This window comes from Kovacikia sp. CALU 1929 (assembly GCF_056784235.1).
The window spans coordinates 124215-146900 of record NZ_JBXBCF010000055.1; the positions used below are offsets into that span (position 1 = coordinate 124215).

Consider the following 22686-nt stretch of genomic DNA (forward strand, 5'->3'; position numbering starts at 1 on the left):
CCTAACTAAGCTTTGTCAGAAGTTTGAGCAAGGATTGGCTGCGGGGAGTGAGCAAAGTGCGACGGTAGGCATCGGCGGCTTTCTTAATTGCCTCTGCCTGGGTGGGGTAGGGATGAATCACTCCTGAAAGGGCACTGAGTCCCTGTTTGGTGACGATCGCCAGGGTCACCTCGCTGATCATCTCCCCCGCATGACGCGCCACAATCGTTGCCCCTAAAATCTGGTCTGACCCACGTTTATGCAGAATTTTGGCAAATCCTTCCGGTTCACCATCCGCCAGGGCGCGATCGACGGTTGAAAACGGGATCGTAATGGTGCTAGTAGATAACCCTTTTGCCTGCGCTTCCTGCTCGTACATGCCCACATGGGCAATCTCTGGGTCGGTGTAGGTCACCCAGGGCATAACCAGATTGCTGAGTTTACTGCGTCCCAAGCCTAAGGGTGAAAACAGCGTATTTTTGATTACGATCCGGGCTGCGGCATCGGCAGCGTGGGTAAATTTCCAGTTCATGCAGATGTCACCGGCGGCATAGATGCGGGGATTGGTGGTCTGGAGATAGTCATTCACAACGACTCCTCGGCGGGCATCGTATTCAACTCCCACCGCTTCCAAATGGAGTCCGTCCACATTGGGTGTGCGTCCGGCACCGACCAAAATTTCGTCCACGACTAATGTTTGGATAGCCCCTTGTTGCCGATAGTGAATCACTTTACCGGCATCGGTTGGCTCAACTTTTTCAAGGTTGCAATCCAGAATCAGGTGCAGGTTTTCCTGAAGAAACCGTTGTTGGATAATTTCAGCCGCATCCCTATCTTCGCGATCGAGCAGGTGTCCATTTTTATGGATCAAGGTCACTTCACTGCCAAGCCGGTGGAATGCCTGTGCCAGTTCACAACCAATCGGACCTCCGCCAATCACCGCCAGACGTTTGGGGCGATCGGTCAACGAAAAAACGGTTTCGTTGGTCAAATACCCAGCTTCTGCCAGTCCAGGGATGTTTGGACTGGTGGCACGAGCACCTGTGGCAATGACGGCTTTCTTAAAGCGTAACTGGCTCCCATTGACAGCAATGGTTTCTCCATTGACAAACTGGGCAGTTCCCAGAAACACATCAATTCCCAAGTTACGGAACCGTTCGGCTGAGTCATGGTGACTAATTCCGGCACGAATTCGCCGCATTCGTTGCATGACGGTGGCAAAGTCAATGGCGATCGCTTCCGGTGGCTGAACCCCAAAGGGGGCAGCCTCTCGCATCTCAGCCACGACCCGCGAGGAGCGAATCACACACTTGGAAGGTACACAGCCAACGTTCAGGCAATCTCCACCCATGAGGCTTTTTTCAATCAGGGCGACTTTTAAGCCCAACCCCAACCCAGCAGCTCCCGCCGCAACGACTAATCCAGCAGTGCCTGCCCCAATGACCACCAGATCGTAGCGATCGGCAGGCTTGGGATTGACCCAATCCGGCGGGTGAACATGGGACATGAGGGCTTGATTGTACTCATCCAGGGGCTGGAGAGCGGGTTCCTGTTCAATTGAAGGGATCATAAATGGATTCTCTGGAGGCAACACTCTGATTTAGCGATCGCTGAACAAGGTGGGTTATATCAACCGTGACTGCAACGGTGGCAAGGAACCCAATCATCTTGATAAGCCATTGCATCCATTGTGCATGGAGACTCCTATTTTCTAAACTCCCTAAAGAGGAAATAACACCACTTTGAATTGAAACCAGGCAGATCTCGGTACGGGCTTGGCACTGCTAAGCCCCTCCTGAACTTTGTCAGGGAACGTGCATCAACGTATGTCACTGTTCCTGCGAATCAGCCCGATTGAAGCGATCGCGTCGTCTTTGGCACAGGAGGCGCGACTCAACTCTTATGCAGTTTCTTCCGTTGAAGGCGTGTGGATTGACAGGATTGTTCTGACTAATTCCTCTGGCTCTACAGGTTTTGCAATATGACCTTGAAACCCAGCCTCGATCGCCCGTTGTCGTTCTGCGTCACTCACGTAAGCAGTCAGCGCAACGGCTGGAATTTGTCCTCCAGCTTCTGCGCTTAGCGATCGCACGTGCCGAATCAACCAGTAGCCGTCTGCTTCTGGCATTCCAATATCGGAAATCAGCACATTGTATCGACTGGGAGCTTGATTCAAAGCGGATAAAGCGTCTCTGGCAGATGACGTGCTCTGCACTTCAGCCCCATAATCTTCTAGCAAAAACTTGAGTAGCTCACAGGTATCAACTTCATCATCAACCGCTAAGATATGCAAGCCTGCTAAGGAAGGAACCCGATCGCTCGAACTCTCTAATGCCGTCGGCTCTGAATCGCCCACTGGGGTAGACTCTTGGGGGCGATCGCCCAGGGGCAACCTGACGGTCAGCGTGGCTCCTTGTCCTTCACCTGGACTGTCTGCTTGCACGGTGCCGCCATGTAATTCAACGATATCGCGCACGATCGAGAGTCCCAGCCCCAGACCTGCCTTCGCTTTCGTGGTGCTGGAATCGCCTTGACGGAAGCGATCAAAAATATAGGGCAACAAATCGGCTGAAATGCCCTGTCCGGTGTCGGCCACTTGAATTTGAGCCTGCCCTTGGACAGCCTCCAGCGTAATCTCAATGCGTCCGTTCGCTGGGGTGAACTTAATGGCGTTTGACAACAAATTCCAGAAGACTTGCTGCAAGCGATCGCTATCCCCAACCACCTCTGCCGCATTCAACTGAGAAACGATTTGAATATTTTTGGCTTCGGCAGATAACTGAACGGTCTCGATCGCAGCTTGCACCACAAGGCGCAAATCAAGCGGGTGGGTGCGGAGATTGAGCTTGCCACTGACAATCCGAGAGGTATCTAAAATATCTTCAACGAGCTGGGCTTGCGCTCTGGCACTCCGCTCAATTACTTCTAAAGCGCGAGTGACCGTGGCTTCATTCAGGGTGCGGGCGCGGAGCATTTGTGCCCAACCCAGCATCACGTTGAGGGGATTGCGGAGTTCATGCGAGAGGTTTGAGAGAAATTCATCTTTGACTCGGTTGGCATCTTCCGCTATCTGACGGGCTGCCTGCTCCACTTCAAATTGCTTCCGCTCGGTGATGTCTGCGATCGTCAGCAAAACCATGTCAGCCTTGTCCTCTCGTTGCAGCTTGCAGGCATTCAGCAGCATCGTTTTTTGCCCAATTCGCTCAAAATGACGATCCACCTCAAAATTCTGAAGCTGCCGATCGTGGATCAAAACCTCTTCCAGAATCGATCGCAGTTGGGGAATACGCCACGGTCCATTGCCTAGCTCAAACAAGGAAGATTGGACGATTTCTGAGGCTGAAACCTGAAACATTTCGTAGAACGCTCGATTGACCCGGTTCACTCGCAGATTGGCATCCAGTACCACTAAGGGGGTTTGCACCGTTTCGACGATCGCGTCTGCGTAGTTCCGCGCCAACTCTAAGACCGCGGCATGGCGTTTAAGCGCGTCGATATCGAGAAACACCATGGTCACCCCATCAATTTGGTTTTCGGTCGTGCGATAAGGACGAATCCGCAGGGAATACCAATAGCCAGATTGGGTTTGAATTTCTTGTTCTCTCGTGTTGAGCGTCTCCAGCACCTCTAACGCCATCGATTCTAGGTGAGAAACGTCAAAATCGGTGCGGAGGTCGTTAAACGGCCGTCCGACATCGGTGGGAATGAAGTTAAACAGGCGCTGGGCGGTGGGGGTGAAGCGGCGAATTCTCAAATCATTCGTCAGCATCAAGATCGGCACACTGATGCTGTCAATAAAGTTGTTCAGATCGCTATTGTCTCGGCTTTGTTGGAGATTGCGGTTCCGGAGTTCCTCGTTGGTGGTGGTAATTTCCTCGTTCGTCGCTTGGATCTCCTCTTTAGCCGTTTGGAGTTCTTCATTGGTGCTTTGCAACTCTTCGTTGCTCGATAAGATTTCTTCGTTCGCCACGCGCAGGCTTTGGTTGAGATAGTTGTGTTCCTGAATCACTGCCTGCAAATGCGCTTGTGCCGAAAGCTCTCGTTGCGTTGAAGCTGCCAGGGATTGACGCAGTTGAATGATTTCACGCTCTAAATCTTCGGGTTCCTGGCGTTCAACCGGAGTGGCAGTAAAGGGAGTAGACGGCGGTGAAACTGCTTCAAAAATGACCAGAAAATACAGCCCGTTGGCGATCGTCGGTTGGAAGGGAATCACTTCCAGATTGAGGCAAGTGAGGCGCTCACCTGATTCAAGCTGGATTTGTTCTTGTCGAACCGAGGTGTTTTGGGTTTGGGCTTGATAGATTGCCGTGCGCAGCGGAATCGCCAAGCCTTCCCGTGCCATCAGCAGCAAGTTTAAGTCAGTAGTTCCGGGAGACAGTTTCAGGTAAGGATCGGTATCTCCGCGCAAGTGGAGAATGTGCATTTGGTCGTTCACCACGACGGATACTGGCGCATAGCGATTGGAGATCAGTTGGTCTACTTCTCGCGCTAAATCAAAGTTATTCGCAATGGTTTCAATGATCTGCTGCTGACTCTTGCCGCTGGCAACGGGATAAGAACTGGTGGTGAAGGAAAACAGCGGTCGAGTCAAGGTCAACTTGCGAGCATAAATTTTGGCGGGTTCGTGGACGGAGGTAAACAAGTCTGAGGCTGCCTTGACGCTTTCGGAAGTGCCCAGCATTAGGAAGCCAGTTAAGTTAAGGCTGTAGTGAAACAGCGACATGATCCGCTCCTGCAACGTATCTGATAAATAAATCAGCACGTTGCGACAGCTAATCAGGTCGAGGTTGGAGAACGGCGGGTCGCTGCCCAAATTGTGCCGGGCAAAGACACACAGTTCCCGCAGGTTGCTGCTGATCTGATATCCCCCGGAGATCGGGACAAAGAAGCGCTTGAGCCGATCGGGTGAAACTCCTTCGAGCTGGCTTTCTAAGTAGAAGCCCGCCCTAGCTTTGTGGAGCGCCGCTTCGCTGATATCGGTGGCAAAAATTTGGATCGGCGGTATGGTGGCATGATCGCTGAAAAACTCTAATAAGCAAATGGCGATCGAGTAAACTTCCTCCCCCGTAGAACACCCTGCGACCCACATGCGCATCGGAGTGCCAGCCGTTTTGTTTTGGCTAATGGTGGGAAAAACCTGCGTTTTTAACTGCTCAAAGGTTTCTGGGTCACGAAAGAAACTGGTGACGTGGATCAGAATTTCTTCATAGAGTGCTTGAACTTCAGCCGGATGTTCTTGCAGATACTGAGCATAGTCCTCTAAGTTTTCGAGCTTATACAGCAGCATCCGACGCTGCATGCGGCGATCGAGCGTCGTGGGTTTGTAAAGCGTGAAGTCAATGCCAGTCGTGGTGCGCAACAGCGCAAAAATGGTTGCCAGGGCATTGCCGGGTTGGGGCAACTCCTGCACGACCTGAATCGGCTCTGAGTGTTGTAAAAAGGGACTGCGACTGAGTCTTGCCAGTTCTTTGGCAATAGCTTGCGGCGGTAGCACAAAATCCACATTGCCAGTGGAAATAGCGGTATTCGGCATACTGTCAAATCTGGCGGTTGCTTCGGCTTGAGCAAACGTCACACCACCCGCCATCTTCACCGCTTTTACCCCCTGCGACCCGTCTGCATCCATGCCCGATAGCACAACTGCGATCGCTTTGTTCCCCCGATCCATTGCTAAGGAGCCAAAAAACGCATCTCCGGGCAGATAGTGACCCTGAGTTTTCTGGCGGGGGGCAAGATGGAAGATGCCGTCTACCAGCGTCATCTGAGCGTTGGGCGGAATCACGTAGATCTGGTTTGGCTCAACCACCATCTGCTCTTGCACCTGACGCACGGGCATTTGAGTGAATCTGCCTAAGATTTCGGACAGCAGGCTTTCGTGGTCGGGAGATAAATGCTGAATCAGCACAAATGCCATGCCTGTATCCGTCGGCAAGTGACGAATCAGGTCCGTGAATGCCTCTAATCCCCCGGCTGACGCAGCGATCCCCGCCACCGGAAAAGGAGCATCGGTTTTGGCGAGAGGCTCTAGATCCATGATTTCAGAAGGGTTGGAGTCAGGTGAATTTTCGGGGGGGGTGAGTCATAAATAATACAAATGCTACTGATGATTCGAGAATTATAAAGTGGGAGGATTAGAAGTTTTCTGGAAAATACTGTGTCAATAAACGGTGAGCTAGTTCGCGCTCCGATTCGCTGCCAATCTGACTTATTTCGATCGCTAAAGCATTCAGTTGCCGCAAGGCTAAGGGCATCGGCTTGGCGCGATCGTTCTCCCAACGGTTCACGGTCACTAAAGTTACACCTAGCTTGGCGGCAAATTGTTCTTGAGTCAGCCCAGATAGCGCTCTCAATTCACGGACAAACTCATTTATATCAGAGCCAGGCGGTTTAGTTTTAGGCATTATCAATGACATTGGATCACCCTCGTGAAATATTAGCGAATGATGCGTCCTTTGGTTATTCACATAACACATCAAAAAACTAAGGCACATCTACCTTTAGATATTTCTGATTCAAAAAAAGCCTGTTCAAGCCTGTTTGTTGGCTCTGCCCTAAGGAATAAGGATCTATGTTTGCCCTCTCCCTAGCCCTCTCCCAACGGGCGAGGGAACTAGCAGCTTACTCCCTTCTCCCTGGGGAGAAGGGTTGGGGATGAGGTCTGATTCCGCTCCATCGCTGGTGTGAACTGCTGTCGCTGCCCGTGGAATGGCACGTCTGAATCGGCAGGATTGCGGCAGAATAAAGGGACTATGAACTCATGAATCTCTTTCCCTACTGGTAAGAGCGAATTTTTAGTTTTGACCTGGCAGTTGATTGGGCAATACAGCGACTCTTATGATCTGGAACCGTGGTTTTCGGCTATTGATTGTGCTTCTGGGAGTGGTGATATTTCTGGATGTTGCCACTCGCCTGGGAGCCGAAATTCTCTGGTTCCAGGAAGTTGATTATCTCTCAGTCTTTCTGCTCAAGTTTCAAGTGCGCCTGGTTCTGTGGGCAGTGGTGACAACCGTGACCGCGGCTTATCTGGTGGGGAACCTGGTTCTGGCTGAACGGCTGAAGTACCCAAATTTTCCTCCAGCCGTTAGCCAAGGCAAGGATATCAAAGAATACGAGCGCGGTTCCCGCTTTGCGCTGGGGATTGGGGGTGTCACGGTGATGGAGTATCCGGCAGGGATTGCCGCTACCCGATCGCTAAGACTGCGATCGCTGCTGCCGCTCATCTTTGGGCTGAATTTGGTGGCTGGTTTTCTGCTGGTTCAGTACGGTCAACTGGCATTTCGTTACTGGCAGGCTGGTCCCAGTTTGACGGGACCCTTGATTGCCAGGGTTCAACCGGCTGCCCTCTGGCAAATGGGAGGACAACTCACGCCCCAGGTCGGGTGGCTGGCGGGGGCTATCATTCTGGTCGCGATCGCCCTACTCCTCTATGCCCGATTTTTACTGCGGGCGATCGCGGTTATCTTCAGTATTGGGTTGGGCTGGTTGCTTTCAACGCATTGGGCAACCCTTTTGCAGTATTGGCATCCCACCTCTTTCAACCGTGCAGAACCCCTGTTTGGCAGGGATATTAGCTTTTATATCTTTGCTTTGCCGGTGGCGGAATTGGTGGAACTGTGGCTCGTCGGGTTGACCGTATACGGATTCGTTGCAGTGATTCTGACCTACCTGCTGTCAGGAAATAGCCTCAGTCAGGGCAAGTTTCTCGGGTTTTCATCCGTTCAGCAGCGCCACCTGTATGGGGTTGGCAGTGGTGTCATGGTGACCGTTGCCCTGAGCTACTGGCTGAGTCGGTATGAATTGCTGTATTCGCCCCGTGGGGTTGCCTTTGGTGCCAGTTACACCGATGTCAATGCTCAATTGCCTGCCTATACGGTCTTGAGTTTGCTGGCACTGGCGATCGCCGGTTACTTAATCTGGAGAGTGATTGTCTGGCAACCCAAATCTCCCCATCGCCGTTGGGTGCCCATTGGGCTGGGACTGTTTGGCATCCTGGCAGTTGCCGGAGTCGTTGCCCCCGAAACCATTCAGTATCTCGTAGTGCAGCCAAATGAACTGGTGCAGGAGCGCCCCTACATTGAGCGCACGATTGCCCTGACCCGGCAGGCATTTGACCTGGAGGCGATCGATGCTCAAACCTTTAACCCAGTGGGGCAACTGACCGAAGCGGACCTGGCGGCTAATGATTTGACCGTCCGTAATATTCGCCTCTGGGATGAGCGCCCACTGCTGGAAACCAACCGCCAACTGCAACAAATCCGGCTTTATTACCGTTTTCCTGATGCCGATGTCGATCGCTATACCCTGCAAACCAATATCACCACTGCCAGACCCGCTGCGCCGCAGCAACCTGCTCCTAACCAGAATGGCGAAACTGAGCAACGGCAGGTTTTAATCGCTGCACGGGAGTTGGACTACAGCGCTGTGCCACAACAGGCGCAAACCTGGATTAACCGTCATTTGATCTACACCCACGGCTATGGCTTTACTGTCAGTCCCGTGAACACGGCTGGTGCCGGTGGACTACCGGAGTACTTCGTGAAAGACATTAGTGGAGCAGAAGAGGGATCACTTAGCACCTCCAGTGATGCGATTCGTGCCAGTATCCCGATTGGGCGACCCCGAATTTACTATGGTGAGATCACTAACACCTACGTCATGACAGGGACACGGATAGGGGAGTTAGATTTTCCCAGCGGCAGCGACAATGTTTACACTGTCTACAGTGGTCGGGGTGGGATTAATATCGGTTCACAGTGGAGACGCTGGCTATTTGCTGTTTACCTGAGAGATTGGCGACTCCTGTTTACCCGCGATTTTCTGCCGGATACCAAGGTGTTGTTCCGACGCAATATCAAACATCGGATTCAGGCGATCGCCCCTTTCCTGCGGTTTGATAGTGACCCCTATCTGGTTGCAGCCGATGGACAGGAACCGGACACTCAAAATGAAAATTATTTGTACTGGATGGTGGATGCCTATACCACCAGCGATCGCTACCCTTACTCAGACACGGGTAGTGAGGGGATTAACTATATTCGGAACTCAGTCAAGGTGGTGATCGATGCCTATCACGGCTCCGTGGATTTTTATGTTGCCGACGCCCGTGATCCCATCATCAAAACCTGGTCAGCAATTTTCCCGACGATGTTCAAACCCCTGAGCGCCATGCCCGTTGATCTGCGGAATCATATCCGCTATCCGGTCGATTTCTTCCAACTGCAATCGGAACGGTTGTTAACCTATCACATGACCGACCCCCAGGTGTTTTATAACAGGGAAGACCAGTGGCAAGTTCCGAATGAGGTCTATGGCAATGAGTCTCGTCCGGTGCAGCCCTATTACCTGATTACCAGTTTGCCAGTGGTGCCGTTTGAAGAGTTTATTCTGCTGTTGCCCTATACGCCACGAGAGCGGACCAATTTGATTGCCTGGTTGGCGGCGCGATCGGATGGCGAGAATTATGGCAAATTGCTGCTTTATGTGTTTCCAAAGGAACGACTGGTTTTCGGACCCGAACAAATTGAGGCTCGGATTAACCAGGATCCGGTGATTTCCCAGCAAATTTCTTTGTGGAACCGGCTGGGTTCCAGAGCAATCCAGGGCAATCTCCTGATTATTCCCATTGAACAGTCGCTTCTGTATGTGGAGCCGCTTTACCTGGAAGCCACTCAAAACAGCCTGCCAACCCTGGTCCGGGTGATTGTTGCCTACGAAAACCGGATTGTTATGTCTCCCACGCTAGAAGAAGCACTGCAAGCCATTTTTAGCCCAGAAGTGACACCCGATGCGACCATCATCCGTCCAGTCGAGGATCCCGTAATTCCCGGTCAGTAGAGAACGGGTGTACTATGAGGTGGGAGAACACTTCCATGTGATCAAATGAAGCCACTTTACTCTTTGGTTCAGCGCGATCGAAACAGATAAACTACATCTCCAAATTGAGTGAAAGTTGCTGGAATGCCACTGACTTATCATCCTCATCATCTAAATTGGAAACGGAAATCCCCAAAAGCCGGACTTTCTTATTGCTCCAATCGATGGTTGAAAATAGCAATTCCTGAGCCAGGTTAAGGATGAGCACTTCGTCATTGGTGGGAAAGGCAAGGCTGCGGCTGCGGGTAATTAATTGATAGTCGGCATAGCGAATTTTCAGCGTAATGGTTCGACCAGAAATGTTTTTCGCCTCCAGCCGTTCTTTCAGGGTGTGGGTAATCTGGGTTAACTCAATGCTCATTTGCGACAGATCATCCAGGTCATTGTCAAACGTCTTCTCAGTCCCAATGGATTTGCGAAGGCGGTTGGGGTTGACGGGGCGATCGTCCTCCGCTCTTACAATCCGGTAATAGAACTGCCCTACCTTGCCAAATTGTTGAATCAGCGCTTCCTCTGTCCACTGTTTCAGGTCGGCACCCACTAAAATTCCCAGCTTGTGCATTTTGGCAGCGGTGACTCTACCAATTCCGTGAAACTTTTCAATCGGTAATTGTTCAACAAAAGCTGCTGCCTTTTCTGGGGGAATCAGAAACAATCCATCGGGCTTATCCATCCCAGAAGCCATTTTTGCCAGAAATTTATTGATCGAAATGCCCGCTGATGCGGTCAGTTGGGTTTCACGATAGATCGATTCTTTGATTTCCCTGGCAACGCTGGTTGCAGAGGAGCTACCTGTCCGATTAACCGTTACATCAAGGTATGCCTCATCCAGCGATAGCGGTTCTACCAGGTCTGTGTAACGGTAAAAAATATCCCGAATTTGTTCTGAAACCATCCGGTACACCTCAAACCGGGGTTTTACAAAGATCACCTGGGGACACTTTTGAACCGCAATTCGAGAAGGCATGGCAGAATGAATCCCAAACTGACGGGCTTCGTAACTGGCAGCCGCAACCGCACCGCGCTTTTCAGGGGAACCACCTACGACAACAGGCTTGCCCCGATAATTTGGTTCATCTCGCTGTTCAACGGATGCAAAAAAGGCATCCATATCCACATGGATAATCTTTCTAACTATGTTCATCGGAGCGTGCAAACGGTTTTATATCGACAGACATTTTCATTTGCATTAACCGCACCCTGTAGTCTACACTCCCCACCCGAATTTACAGAACTGTAGCTTTCTGATCTGAACGACGGCTGAATGGCACTAACTTACAGTTTTAAGTGTAGAAGGATACTTCTTGTGGGCGAGAGGTAATTTGTGGAATTGTCCCTTTTGAAGGAAGTCACTTAGATGGAACTCTTTTAAAGTGGAGTCTATAAGATTCAGATTCGAGGATTCCAACCTTTTATGATTAACGAAGATGCCATTCCTAATGAGAATCCAACCGAGATCAATCAACCAATGACTCCTGAGGAGGTTGATCCAGAGCAGAAGCGTGCTCAGAAAGAAGAACTTGCAAAATCAGGAAAAACATTGACGGTTAATCCAGGCGATCGCATTGATGACTCTAAATCCCTGGAAGAAAAAGCCAAGCAAGTTGCTGTCGATGCTCCCGATATCACAGGGGATCACATTGTTGTGCCAACCTACTTCGTCGTAGATACGCCCGATGGTGAGCGGAAAGCGCTCCATCACGTAAAAGATGCGGAAGAAATTTCAGATGTCATCCGTCAGGCACGGGTTGATGAAAATGGTGAACGCATCTGGTCGTAATCATTCTCCAGAGCCAGTTAGAAGGGTTCCTTCTCTGATACTGATGCAAATCATCGCCTAATCTAAAAAAGACTAGGCGATGATTTTTTTAGGTTAGATGGCTTATCTACTCACCTTTATGCCCGAATGCGATTACCGAGCCTCAGTTCCCTGGTTGGGATCGCCTTCTGTATCAGAGCTGCCACCAGGAGCGTCCGCTTCAGCGCCGGGCTTTTTAATATCTGCGCCACTACCCGTTCTACGGATCCCTGGCTCAAGCGGGGTCTGTTTACCACCAGAAGCGGTTGGGGTGGTTCCCTTCTTCGTAGGTCCTGCTACCACTTCAAGTTCACGTTCTGCAAAGTTATTCGTGTTAACTCCGGCGTAGTTGACTCGATCAAAGCGAACAATGACCGAATATTTAATTCCACTCTGGTCAATCGATGCAACAGTACCCACATCCTTATACCAGTAGGATTCTTCCCGGAGAACACGAACTTTAGAACCACGCTGAACCATTTTTTTATCTCCTTAGCATTTATTTTCATCTTAGACAGTTAAACCTGCCATTCTGAGAAGCTGAAGAAATCAGATCCCAGGACATCTAAAAGCCTTCCACTATTAAGCTTATCGTTCATCTACCCAAAGACTCAATCCCTCCGCTTTGAGGGCTGAGAATTAAGGCTATCTGAAAAATGCTAAAGAAAGTTTACATCTTGATCTCGACTGCAAATCAAGACCGACATAAACGAAAAAAAACTTAATATAAATTCTGTCTTTAGGGTGACAGGGGTCAATTTCTACCGATCATTAGGATCGCTAGATGCCTGGGCATTGCTGAGTGTAGGTATGATTTAACCCTCATCCCCAACCCTTCTCCCTAGGGAGAAGGGAGCTAGAAATCTTGTTCCCTCGCCCTTTGGGAGAGGGCTAGGGTGAGGGCAGATTTTCCGGTTCATATCTCGATTCAGCAACGCCGATGCCTGAAGGGATGTTGGGGGTTACTATGACAGGATGCGAAGACTCAGTCCTCAATGGTTTCTGTATGTTAACCGTTGACGATAAAGTCGATTCCCGCTCCTTTCTTTGTTTTATTCTTGAAGCATTTGGAGTAGAGGTGACCATAGTTGCATCAGCCAGAGAGACCCTAAGGTGGTTCAAGAAATTCATCGTTATGTGATTGGGGTCGATATTGGTACTTCCAGTACCAAATCCGTGCTGTTTAATTGCAGCGGAGAAGAGATCGGCAAGCACCAGATCAGTTATTGCCTGTATTCTCCTGTGGCAGGGGTGGCAGAGCAAAATCCCGATGAAATTTTGGCGGCGGTGATTCAAACCGTTCGTCAGGTGATTCAGGACAGTCCGATTCAGCCGCAAGCAGTTCTGGGTCTGTCTTTTAGTGCCGCGATGCATAGCCTGATTGCCGTCGATGCCAACGGGAAGTTGCTGACTCAGTGCATTACCTGGGCTGACAACCGCAGTGCTCCGTGGGCAAAGGAGATTCAGCGATCGCCCAATAGCCATAAACTCTATCGCCAGACTGGAACTCCCATTCACCCCATGTCGCCGATGGTGAAAATCCTCTGGCTAGGTCGGGAGCATCCTGAAATTTTTGAGCGCACAGCTAAGTTTATTTCGATAAAAGAGTACATTTTTTATCGGTTATTTCACGAGTTCATTGTTGATTATTCCACAGCATCCGCAACTGGCTTGCTCAATCTAGAAACACTGCACTGGGATACTGAAGCGCTGAGTGCGGCTAATATTACAGCGGATCGTTTATCCCAACTGGTACCCGTCACGCACATCATGCCAGCATTAAAGCCAGAATTTGCTGAAGCCATGGGACTGGTACCGAATACACCTGTTGTGATTGGTGGGAGTGATGGACCGTTATCCAATTTAGGCATGGGGGCGATCGCCCCTGGCATTGTTGCCATGACCGTAGGCACCAGTGGGGCGATTCGTACTACCGTGAACCATCCCATTACAGACCCCGATCAGCGCCTGTTTTGCTACATTCTGGATGACCGCCATTGGGTCGTTGGGGGAGCCGTCAATAATGGGGGAGTTGTGTTGCAGTGGCTGCGTGACCAATTGGCAATTGCCGATCACTATGAGGCGCTGACGGCACTTGCTGAAACCATTCCGGTTGGGGCGGGTGGGCTGCTTTTCCATCCCTACCTGCTGGGGGAGCGATCGCCCCTGTGGCAACCCGAAGCACGGGGTTCTTTTTTTGGTTTAACCATCAATCACAACAAGGCACATCTGGTTCGCGCCGTGCTAGAAGGGGTTGCCCTGAACTTATACATGGTGTTTCAAGTGCTTCAGAGTTTGACCCACCCACTTCATAGCATTCGGGTAGCCGGAGGGTTTACCGCCTCTAACCTGTGGCGACAGATTGCAACAGATGTATTCAACTGTGAAATTATTATTCCCAAGCAACATGAGAGTTCCGGTTTAGGCGCGGCAATATTAGGGCTTTATGCCCTCAAAGTGATTGATTCCCTGGATGTCAGCCATCAATGGGTGAGGGAACAGTCCACCTATCAACCGATTTCACAAAACGTAGACGTTTACCGTCGCATTCTGCCTATTTATGAACGTCTGCTTGGCAAGTTTCAGGGAGAGTATGAGCAAATTGCCCAATTGCAGCACGAGTTAAGCTGCAACGCTAATACAGTCCTTCACAACCCGTAGCTATAGCCAATAGCGGCTTGGTTTCAGCCATGGTTGATGGGGGGATGGGGATTGCTCAAGAATGGGTATGCTGGATTAACCTGAAGCATAGGGAATGATTCAACCAGTAGAGGGAGTTATTTTAGGGCTGGTCTGGATCATTATTCAACCATTGAACCAATTGAATAGAGGGGCAGGCAGAGCAATGATGGCGATCGCAAACTACCTTCCGATTCTGGCTATCCTGGGATCGCTCCTGGGAGGGCTTCTATGGTCTTTATCTCGGATGGCAACCGCGTTAGATGAGGCAGATCTGGGAGGCTTTGTCATTTGGACCTGCGTTGCATCAGTCTTTGCAGGTTTACCATCCTGGCTCTGAAAACACCCCTAGAAGGGTTGCCAAACTTACGCCCCAGAGTACCAGATAACACAGCCTAGCTTGCCGAACCACCATGCCAGACACTGCAATCAACCTTTTATTAATTCCAGTCGATGGGCTAGATCTTGTACTTCGGTTAGGAGCTGCTTTACTGATCGGTGCCCTCATCGGGTTGGATCGAGAACTGAGGGATAAACCAGCGGGTTTAAGAACCCATATGCTTGTGGGCTTGGGTTCAGCCCTGCTAACGCTGATACCCATTCAGGTGGGCATTGCTCAGGATAGTGCCGATGCTTTGAGCCGAGTGCTTCAGGGCATCATTGTTGGCGTTGGTTTTATTGGAGGGGGGGTGATTTTGCATAACTCCCGCAAAGATGCTGGAACCAGGGTCGAGGGACTGACCTCAGCCGCCGCCATTTGGGTCTCTTCCAGTTTGGGGATTGTTGCAGGTTGCGGGCTATGGCAATTAGGGTTGGTAGGAGCCATGTTTTCCCTGCTGACTCTTACCGTGGTCAAGCGGGTAGAGAAAGTAAGTCTGCGGTAATTGAGTCAATGGGTTGTGTTGTATCTAGCCTTTAGAGCAGTCAGCGATCGATGAAATGGAGAACACACCCTTTTGTTAAACCCATTTCAGTCATTAGGAGGATTGAAGTCTTAAAATTTCTCGTTTAGGATGAGCTAATTCTCAAAAAATTGGAGAATCGAAGAGTTTACTTTCAGATAGGCAGATCGCAATTTTTTTTGAGTTGAAGCCTATTTGAATTGGTGCAGGCAAGAGGTTTAAGCCCCTCATTGACTAACCTGGCTTGAAATTCTAGACCTGATTAAAGGTAAAGATGACAAGTGAATCTGAGGTATTAGATTCTATACATCTTCAGCTTTTACCTCACGTCATCATTCAGGATCGCGCTAGCTATTGTAATAGGTTAAATGATTGCAATTGATCATTCATTGCCTAACAGGTGGTTGGTACGACGGTATGAAGTGATTTGCCTCATACCGTCTTTACTCCAACAAGCTGTGGTACGGAGAATAATGTAATGGGTAAGAAAAAGAAAAACGCAAAAATATATAAGAAGAAGAGGGCTAAAAAGCAGAGTCAAAATGGTAATGATCATCTGCTAGGAACTGATATCGACGCTATTGGTACAGCGGTAGCGGAAATTGCCAAATCCGCGATCGCAAAAGTAACCCAATCGGCGCAAGAGAATGGCAAGCTAGACGACGTTCGTAGTTCGATTGGCGATGCGGCTGTCACGGTTAAGGATGCGGTCACGGATGCCCAACCATCCCTCAAAAATGCCGTCGAAGCCTTACAGGATGTAGTAGTAGAAGTAACCCCTGCCATTACAGATGTGATTGACACCGTCAAGGGTAGAGCTGAGCATACAAAAGAAGCGATAGGAGATGCCACTTCAGATGCATTGGATGGGGCAAAAGAAACGGTTAACATCACAAAAGAACGGGCTGGAGACACCAAAGACTCTTTAGCCAATCTCTCAAAAGGGGCGCTTGAGGCGGCAAAAAATAAGGCTGAACAGGCAAAAGAGAATACTAAAGATAGGGCAAGTTCCTTCGGAGATTCGGTATCAGGCGCGATCGATACGACAACCCACGCTTTAAGTGGGGCAAAGGAAAAAGCGAATGATGCAAAAGATTCCCTAGGAACCGCAGTATTAGAAGTAGTTGGGGCACCAAAAAAGGCAACGAAAGGTGGAAAATCAGGTAAGAAGAAGAAGAAGAAAGGCAAGAAGTCTTAATGGTGGTTTCTAACCCTCCGTTTTTTGTCACACTGGTTGCAGGGTTGCTGATCGCCTTTGCCTTGCAACTGCTGCTGACAAACCTGGGCATTGCAGCCGGAATTACTGCCCTGGGTTATTTACCTAATCAATCTTCTGAGTCTTCTGACCTGTCGTTTGAGGAACTATCCTCTGACGAATTATCTTCTGAGGAGCTATCTTCTGAAAAACTAGCCTCTGAACAGTCGGAATCGGAGAAATCCAACAGTCCTGGTAACACTGCACAAACGATTGGATTTGCCCTCGGTTTTGGTACGCTGTTGACGGTCAATAGCGTTTTGTTTGCTGCCTGTTTTTTGGCAGTCAAACTTAGTCTGGCAGACCATGCCATTGTGGGGGCAATTCTGGGAGTGGTGATCTGGTCAGCCTATTTTTTGATTCTGGTCTGGTTGGGTTCTACGACAGTGGGTTCGGTGCTGGATTCTGTTTTAGGCGTGTTGAGTTCCGGTTGGCAGGGGCTACGAGCGATCGCCAAACCCATCTTTGCTAATTCATCCAATACACTGGAAACCCAACTCCGGCAGCAAATTACGGCTGAAATGGCAGCCATTAGCGAAACTCAACGAGAATTGAGTCAGGCAAACGCCAGTCGAATTCAAGCAACCCTTCAGCAATATTTAGAGCTTCAGCGATCGCAACGGGAAAAGCCAGTGCTGCCATCCCCAAACGCGGAAACAGAAGTGCTCGATTTTCTTAAGTCTGCCCAACCCGATCAGTTAACCCCAGACGAACTCAGGCGCAGGCTACAGGGTCTTACAGAAACAACCTCTTTAGCTGTAAAGGATGATCAATCCCCCAGCCAATCTACAGGACCGGCAATCGACTTCAAAGCACTGTTGAGGGCAATCCGCAGTCGAATTGATCTTTCAGATTTAGATGTAACACGGGTTTTGTCCCAGATCCAATCCCTCAACCATCCAATTGGGCAGGCAGTGGCAGCGATCGGACGCTTTCTATCACCGACCACTACCATTCAAGCCGATGTGGAAGATTACCTGCTGAATGCTTACCCCTGGCAGTTGACACGCAAGACGGTCAAGCTTGAGTTTAGGGATGTGATATACGACCTGGAAGCTGATCCGCAGTTGCTCCAACCGCCATTAGCTGACTTGAACCGTGATCAGTTTGTCGAAATATTGACCCAGCGGGATGATCTCTCTCCCAGGAAAATTACCAAAATTGCTGACCGTTTGGAAGCTGTGCGGTTAGAAGTCCTGGAAACCCTTGAGCAGGAGATCGTGCAGGAAAATCTGAAACGCTCCCAGCAGCCAATCGTCGAATATCTCCAATCCGCTGAAAAGGAGGACTTGAAGCCAAAGCTGATGCAAAAACAGCTCAAGACCTTACAGGCAACCTATCATCTTAGTTCTGAGGTGTTTCTGGATTGGTTGGATCAATTGCAGCGGCATACAGTTGTGGAATCCCTGGCAGAACGACAGGATCTGGAGTCTCAGGAGGTTGAGCAGATTGCCGAGCAGCTTCAGACGATGCGCGATCGCTTAATCAAAGAAACTAAACAGGAGCAAGCCAAAGCCAAAGCCGAAGCAGAAACCCTCTGGCAAAAGTTGTTGACCTACTTAAGCGATCGCGATGAAAAGCTGAATGCCCGTAACATTCAGCGGCAGGTTAAAAGACTATTGAAAGAAACAACCATCGATCTAGAAACCCTCCCATCCTACATCCCGGCATTTGATTTAGAGAAAGTATTGCAAACTTTGAAAGCACGCCAGGACCTGACTGAGAAGCGGATTCAACAGGTGGGCGATCGGGTTGAGAAAACCTGGAACGATCTGTTAACGCCGGTTGCCGCAACCTCAGCATCAACTTCATCGATTGAGGATGTGTACAGTCAGCTAGGGGAGGCGATCGCCCACTACTTGCAAACCCTGGATGGGTCAGATCTCAACCTGGAAACGATTCAGCACGATCTGCTGAACTTGCTAGACCAACCTCAACTCCTGTCTTTGGGACTGGCTCCCCTGTTCACCCAAATTGACTGGGACTCTCTCATGCACCAATTAAGGTCACAGGGATTGACAGAAGAGCAGACCGACCGGGTCATTCACCAGGCGCAGCAGGTGCTTTATCGCCTGGGCAAGTTCCCCCGGCGCTGGGTGGTGCGCTCACAAAACACGCTCCAGGATATTCCGGCACGGCTCCAGGAGTACTTGCATGACGTTGATAAGGAAGATCTCCGTCCTGAAGCAATTCAGCGCGATCTGAAACGATTACTTCAAGGAACTCAAACAGGATTACAGGATGTGCTGTCTCAATTCAATCGCTCAAACCTGGTGCAGTTTCTAACGGAGCGGGGTGATCTGCTCGAAGAAGAAGCCACTCAGGTCGTGGATCAGATTGAAACAACGTTTAATCACCTGCTGGGTCAATTAGAAGCCACCCAACAACAGGGGCAAGCGGCACTGGGTAATGTATTAGGTAACATTGGCAATGTTCTGGACTCATTAGAACTTCCTGAAATGAATTACGATCGCATTCAACAGGAATTACAGCAACTAATCAAACTGCCCCAGGAAAAACTGGAAAGTGTTAAACAGGAAACCTACCAGCGGGTAGAAGATCTGAAACAACAGGCACAACAGCAAATAGAAGCAACTCGCAAAGCTACGGCGATCGCTGCCTGGTGGTTGTTTAGTATTGCGTTGACATCCTTACTGAGTTCTGCGATCGCAGGAACTTTAGCCGTGACAGGGCTGACTATCCTGGAAGGAAAGGGATGAAAAGGTAAGGCGTTGTAAAGAAACAATTTCACGGTTTGATCGAACCGTAGGGTGCTGTTAGCGTCAGCGTAACGCACCACCATGAGGTTAGGGATGTGCCCCAAAATAAAGTACCCGCTAGACAAGCTGCTCCACGATGGATTCCCGCCTGCGCGGGAATGACGTTGGGACTTTATTAATTTGCGAGTCCCTTATTTTTTAACAAGCCCTTAGACGAGGGATGAACTGTCCAGGTTGAGCACCCCCAATTGCCTGAAGGCTTCGACTACCGCGCCAGCACGGGTATGCGCTCCTAATTTGAGATAGATATGCTCCAGGTGCTTCTTCACGGTGCTGATACTGAGATAGAGAACGCTGGCAATCTCGGCATTGGTTTTACCCTCCATCACCCAAAACAGCACCTCGGCTTCCCGTGTACTGAGTCCTAAAGTTTCGAGCAATTCGATGTAAAGAGACGGACTTTTTTGTTCGGATAGCAGCAGTACGTATTGGTCCTTGCCCGGATCGGCGGCAAAGCCAACGTTGAGTAACTTGTCATGCTGCTCAATTTTGAGCGGCGCTAAGGGTTTCAAAGAGCCGTTATGGTTTGACAGTAAGGAGCGTTGATAGTTAACCCATTGTTTCAATCGCTCTGGTAGTGATTGATTGGAATGGAAGGCTGGAAAATACTGTTTGAGCAGTCGTTCAGCTTTTCGAGTAATCCATTGAACTTGTCCTTCTACCCCCAAGACGACACTACCAGAGGTGTTGAGGCAATCCTGTAAATATTCCTTCTCTTGCAACAGTTGAGAAAAGGCTTGAGCTGTTTGGCGAGCCTGCATCAGGTGAGGCTGGAGAAGATTGAGGATGGTGCGATCGCGATCGGTAAAGCTGCGCTCTTCTCGAAACAGGTTGATTGAGTCAACCATTAAGTTAGGGGCTTGTAAACTGCTCGGTTCTACGAATCTTTGAGGCTCAAGGTAGGGTAGGCAGAGGGTAAAGTTGTCTTCTGCATCCATGTAGCGCATGAACCTGTGATAGACGAATTCGGAACGATGGAGTTGTTCTTCTGTCCAGAAATCAGAAATTTTGATGGCGCTAAAGTCAAAGGTACTCAGTAGATGAGTTACTAAAGGGTGCTCATGGACGTGCTTTTTTGCAAGCTCGTCTAAGTCTGGAATATAGGGAATAGGTCCTCTGCCATAGGTTTGGCGCTTTTCAAAATCTATGGTTACGAAAACCGACGGCTCTGCTGGGACAATCTCTGTAATGGATTTGCGAACGTAGGTTGCGAAGTCTTCAAAGCTCTTGGAGCCATAGAGACCCTGCAAGAAAATTAGGATCCTCTGATAATCCTCGTCTGAAAGGTGTGGCATAATCTTGTGTCCCTGGGGCTAAGGGAACTTTATAGTGGCGCTAGCAATGCTGAGCAGACTTTATCCTTTTCCTAAACTTAAAAACTGGAAGAGAAGATTTCGGGGGGATTGAGGGGGGATTGAGGGGGGATTGAGGGAAATTCGGGGGAGATGGGCTTGAATGTCGTTCTGGTGCTAAAGATCTGCTAAGAAAAAATATCCTGAATATTTGTATCTCTCTCGTTACAACTTGATACGGTAAATGACTAATTGACGTTTCAAGCAAACGCCTTACAGCGATTTTCTTTTGGTTAAGCCACACGATTTCCTACTCCCCACTCCCTACTCCCAGTCTTTGCTGTGGTCAGCCTGCATCAGGTGACGCTGTAGGAGGTTGAGGATGGTGCGATCGCGATCGGTAAAGCTGCGCTCTTCTCGGAACAGGTTGATCGAGTCAACTACTAAGTTGGGGGCTTGTGAGCTGCTCGGTTCTACGAATCCTGGAGGCTCAAGGTAGGGTAGGCAGAGGGTAAAGTTGTCTTCTGCATCCATGTAGCGCATGAACCTGTGATAGACAAATTCGGAACGATGGAGCTGTTCTTTTGTCCAGAAATCAGAAATTTTGATGGCGCTAAAGTCAAAGGTGTTCGGGTTTGTAAAGAGGTACTCATTGCCATTTCAAGCCCATTTAGAAAAGCCTAGTTTACCCTTCAGTAAAATCAACTAAAGCAGTCCCTCTTGTTCTAGAACCAATAAAAATCGCTCTAATTCTTCCGCGTAACCATCATGGGGTAATTCTCTTCTATAAAATTCAATCACTATCTGCAAAGCTTCCTTGACTTCTTTCTTTGTATACCAATAACCTCGAACGGGATAGCCTAAAGCCCTTAACCAAGCGTTTAAATGGCTATGTAAACTATCGGAACCTATATGACTATGTGATCGTAAATAGACGCTAGGAATCAAATCTGACATTGCTCTCAATCGGGGTGAGAGAGCATTATTAAAAAAAGTCTTTAAAAAAAGATGGTGTCGATGATATCCGCTCAAACGATCCATTGCAAAAAATGGATAGACTTGGTTATATGCAGATCTTGCTGCGTTTCCTTTAGCCATCATACTATTAGCAAGCCCTCTTATTACGGCTGCTATTTCGTCACTATAATGGGCTCCAGTACCTAAAGCTCCAGTTGTAGCAGTAGTAGCTCCAGCAAGAGCAGGACCTACAGGAATGGGCATTTCTGCCATGCCAAAAGCGACATCCGAAAGAAATTCATATAGCCTAGTATATTTAGCATGAACGCGGAGTAAATTAGTCGCCATTGTTTCTGTTGCTGCTCCAACCAAGCCAGCTTCAAACGCAGCTATACCAACTCCTAAACTTGCACCAGCACCAGCAACCACTCCAGAAGTAACATACAGGCGTTTTTCAAAGCCTGACGGATCTATATAATTGTCCCAATAATCTTTAATTTTTTGTGGCTGTTTGCTAAGCGGGACTCCATTCGAAGTCAAGGCATTTAATATATCTACTCCTTTCGGTTCACCTAAAAACCATGATTCTGTCAACCACGATGTCCTTATCTCTTCTGCCTTTCCTATTCGAGATGCCACATCACTTGTTTCGGGTTCTAGCAGATTGCTGCGTTGTCCTGCATCTGGCAGTAACTTTTCTCCTAATGAATTGGTTGCTGGTATTTTGTTACTAGATTGTGATTCGGGTGTAATGTTCCTAGAACGATCACCGTTGTTAAGTGCTAATGTCTGATTTTGATTTTCAAAACTATTTAGCCCTTCATTTTCGGGGACTGTTTTTGTTGCACGATCTTGTTGTAGAGTGGGTTGGGTAAAGTGAGACTGGCTTGGAAGAGTATTTTTGTCATGAGATTCAACAGAAAATCCCTTCTTTTCTAGGCTTGCTCTCAAAGATTCGATATTCTTGACAGCATCGTTATAGTCATGAAAGAAAGTTCGATGACTTTGAGCATAATCCCAGTAATAGAAACTCCACTTCCCTTGAGGATCTAAAGGATTTATATCTAATGAAAAGTAGAATGAGTAATCTCCTCTTCTGGCGACAAAAAAATTTCCCTCATAAATATTCGAGTCTTTAGTTGCTGAAGTAGGAGTGTCCATATTTTTCTAG

Annotated in this window: 16 protein-coding genes; 7 read left to right on the forward strand and 9 right to left on the reverse strand. The window is 49.1% G+C overall.

Annotation, left to right across the window (positions count from 1 at the left end):
- Position 1: 1 nt before the first annotated feature.
- The 4 genes from AC1S52_RS05755 to AC1S52_RS05770 all read right to left on the reverse strand — a co-directional run bounded on the left by AC1S52_RS05755 (position 2) and on the right by AC1S52_RS05770 (position 6392).
- Positions 2–1549 carry a mercuric reductase gene (locus tag AC1S52_RS05755; protein ID WP_482028052.1) on the reverse strand — a complete coding sequence of 516 codons (1548 nt, stop codon included), beginning with the start codon at positions 1547–1549 and terminating at the stop codon, positions 2–4.
- A complete protein-coding gene (locus AC1S52_RS05760) occupies positions 1533–1664 on the reverse strand; it encodes a hypothetical protein (protein ID WP_482028053.1) in 132 nt (43 codons plus the stop codon). The genes AC1S52_RS05755 and AC1S52_RS05760 overlap by 17 nt, the downstream gene beginning before the upstream one ends.
- Before the next feature lie 215 nt (positions 1665–1879).
- The gene (locus AC1S52_RS05765) at positions 1880–6013 is read right to left on the reverse strand and encodes a chemotaxis protein CheB (protein WP_482028054.1); all 4134 of its coding nucleotides are present in this window, start codon (positions 6011–6013) and stop codon (positions 1880–1882) included.
- 97 nt (positions 6014–6110) lie between these two features.
- A complete protein-coding gene (locus tag AC1S52_RS05770; RefSeq protein WP_482028055.1) occupies positions 6111–6392 on the reverse strand; it encodes a helix-turn-helix domain-containing protein in 282 nt (93 codons plus the stop codon).
- A 421-nt stretch (positions 6393–6813) separates the two neighbouring features.
- Here AC1S52_RS05770 and AC1S52_RS05775 point away from each other — a divergent pair, with 421 nt between their 5' ends.
- Positions 6814–9813: a UPF0182 family protein gene (locus AC1S52_RS05775; protein ID WP_482028056.1), complete on the forward strand. Its 3000-nt coding sequence runs from the start codon at positions 6814–6816 to the stop codon at positions 9811–9813.
- Positions 9814–9904: 91 nt separating this feature from the next.
- Here AC1S52_RS05775 and dinB read toward each other — a convergent pair whose 3' ends face one another.
- Positions 9905–10996, reverse strand: coding sequence for a DNA polymerase IV (gene dinB, locus AC1S52_RS05780; protein WP_482028057.1), 1092 nt, complete (start codon positions 10994–10996; stop codon positions 9905–9907).
- A 270-nt stretch (positions 10997–11266) separates the two neighbouring features.
- Here dinB and AC1S52_RS05785 point away from each other — a divergent pair, with 270 nt between their 5' ends.
- Complete coding sequence (locus AC1S52_RS05785; protein ID WP_482028058.1) at positions 11267–11632, forward strand: hypothetical protein; 366 nt, start codon at positions 11267–11269, stop codon at positions 11630–11632.
- A 132-nt stretch (positions 11633–11764) separates the two neighbouring features.
- Here AC1S52_RS05785 and AC1S52_RS05790 read toward each other — a convergent pair whose 3' ends face one another.
- Positions 11765–12130, reverse strand: coding sequence for a photosystem I reaction center subunit IV (locus tag AC1S52_RS05790; RefSeq protein WP_482028059.1), 366 nt, complete (start codon positions 12128–12130; stop codon positions 11765–11767).
- Positions 12131–12763: 633 nt separating this feature from the next.
- On the opposite strand from AC1S52_RS05790, the gene AC1S52_RS05795 reads away from it, so the two are divergent.
- The 5 genes from AC1S52_RS05795 to AC1S52_RS05815 all read left to right on the forward strand — a co-directional run bounded on the left by AC1S52_RS05795 (position 12764) and on the right by AC1S52_RS05815 (position 19206).
- Complete coding sequence (locus AC1S52_RS05795; RefSeq protein WP_482028060.1) at positions 12764–14311, forward strand: gluconokinase; 1548 nt, start codon at positions 12764–12766, stop codon at positions 14309–14311.
- A gap of 94 nt (positions 14312–14405) precedes the next feature.
- Positions 14406–14669, forward strand: coding sequence for a hypothetical protein (locus AC1S52_RS05800; RefSeq protein ID WP_482028061.1), 264 nt, complete (start codon positions 14406–14408; stop codon positions 14667–14669).
- A 73-nt stretch (positions 14670–14742) separates the two neighbouring features.
- The gene (locus tag AC1S52_RS05805; protein WP_482028062.1) at positions 14743–15213 is read left to right on the forward strand and encodes an MgtC/SapB family protein; all 471 of its coding nucleotides are present in this window, start codon (positions 14743–14745) and stop codon (positions 15211–15213) included.
- A gap of 496 nt (positions 15214–15709) precedes the next feature.
- Entirely contained in the window at positions 15710–16429 is a 720-nt protein-coding gene (locus AC1S52_RS05810; RefSeq protein ID WP_482028063.1) for a hypothetical protein, read from the forward strand.
- Positions 16429–19206, forward strand: coding sequence for a hypothetical protein (locus AC1S52_RS05815; RefSeq protein WP_482028064.1), 2778 nt, complete (start codon positions 16429–16431; stop codon positions 19204–19206). The genes AC1S52_RS05810 and AC1S52_RS05815 overlap by 1 nt, the downstream gene beginning before the upstream one ends.
- A 209-nt stretch (positions 19207–19415) precedes the next feature.
- Here the strand turns inward: AC1S52_RS05815 and AC1S52_RS05820 are convergent, their stop codons facing one another.
- From AC1S52_RS05820 to AC1S52_RS05830, 3 genes are all read right to left on the reverse strand, one after another.
- The gene (locus AC1S52_RS05820) at positions 19416–20561 is read right to left on the reverse strand and encodes a response regulator transcription factor (RefSeq protein WP_482028065.1); all 1146 of its coding nucleotides are present in this window, start codon (positions 20559–20561) and stop codon (positions 19416–19418) included.
- Positions 20562–20882: 321 nt separating this feature from the next.
- Positions 20883–21101, reverse strand: coding sequence for a hypothetical protein (locus AC1S52_RS05825; protein WP_482028066.1), 219 nt, complete (start codon positions 21099–21101; stop codon positions 20883–20885).
- Between the two features lie 162 nt (positions 21102–21263).
- Positions 21264–22676, reverse strand: a complete 1413-nt coding sequence (locus tag AC1S52_RS05830) for a hypothetical protein (RefSeq protein WP_482028067.1) — start codon at positions 22674–22676, stop codon at positions 21264–21266.
- Positions 22677–22686: the final 10 nt, after the last annotated feature.

Coding starts and splice junctions, on each gene's coding strand:
- AC1S52_RS05775 (WP_482028056.1), top strand. CDS start 6,814: ATGATCTGGAACCGTGGTTTTCGGCTATTGATTGTGCTTCTGGGAGTG.
- AC1S52_RS05765 (WP_482028054.1), bottom strand. CDS start 6,013: ATGGATCTAGAGCCTCTCGCCAAAACCGATGCTCCTTTTCCGGTGGCG.
- AC1S52_RS05815 (WP_482028064.1), top strand. CDS start 16,429: ATGGTGGTTTCTAACCCTCCGTTTTTTGTCACACTGGTTGCAGGGTTG.
- AC1S52_RS05805 (WP_482028062.1), top strand. CDS start 14,743: ATGCCAGACACTGCAATCAACCTTTTATTAATTCCAGTCGATGGGCTA.
- dinB (WP_482028057.1), bottom strand. CDS start 10,996: ATGAACATAGTTAGAAAGATTATCCATGTGGATATGGATGCCTTTTTT.
- AC1S52_RS05830 (WP_482028067.1), bottom strand. CDS start 22,676: ATGGACACTCCTACTTCAGCAACTAAAGACTCGAATATTTATGAGGGA.
- AC1S52_RS05790 (WP_482028059.1), bottom strand. CDS start 12,130: ATGGTTCAGCGTGGTTCTAAAGTTCGTGTTCTCCGGGAAGAATCCTAC.
- AC1S52_RS05820 (WP_482028065.1), bottom strand. CDS start 20,561: ATGCCACACCTTTCAGACGAGGATTATCAGAGGATCCTAATTTTCTTG.
- AC1S52_RS05755 (WP_482028052.1), bottom strand. CDS start 1,549: ATGATCCCTTCAATTGAACAGGAACCCGCTCTCCAGCCCCTGGATGAG.
- AC1S52_RS05770 (WP_482028055.1), bottom strand. CDS start 6,392: ATGTCATTGATAATGCCTAAAACTAAACCGCCTGGCTCTGATATAAAT.
- AC1S52_RS05800 (WP_482028061.1), top strand. CDS start 14,406: ATGATTCAACCAGTAGAGGGAGTTATTTTAGGGCTGGTCTGGATCATT.
- AC1S52_RS05810 (WP_482028063.1), top strand. CDS start 15,710: ATGGGTAAGAAAAAGAAAAACGCAAAAATATATAAGAAGAAGAGGGCT.
- AC1S52_RS05760 (WP_482028053.1), bottom strand. CDS start 1,664: ATGCAATGGCTTATCAAGATGATTGGGTTCCTTGCCACCGTTGCAGTC.
- AC1S52_RS05825 (WP_482028066.1), bottom strand. CDS start 21,101: ATGCGCTACATGGATGCAGAAGACAACTTTACCCTCTGCCTACCCTAC.
- AC1S52_RS05785 (WP_482028058.1), top strand. CDS start 11,267: ATGATTAACGAAGATGCCATTCCTAATGAGAATCCAACCGAGATCAAT.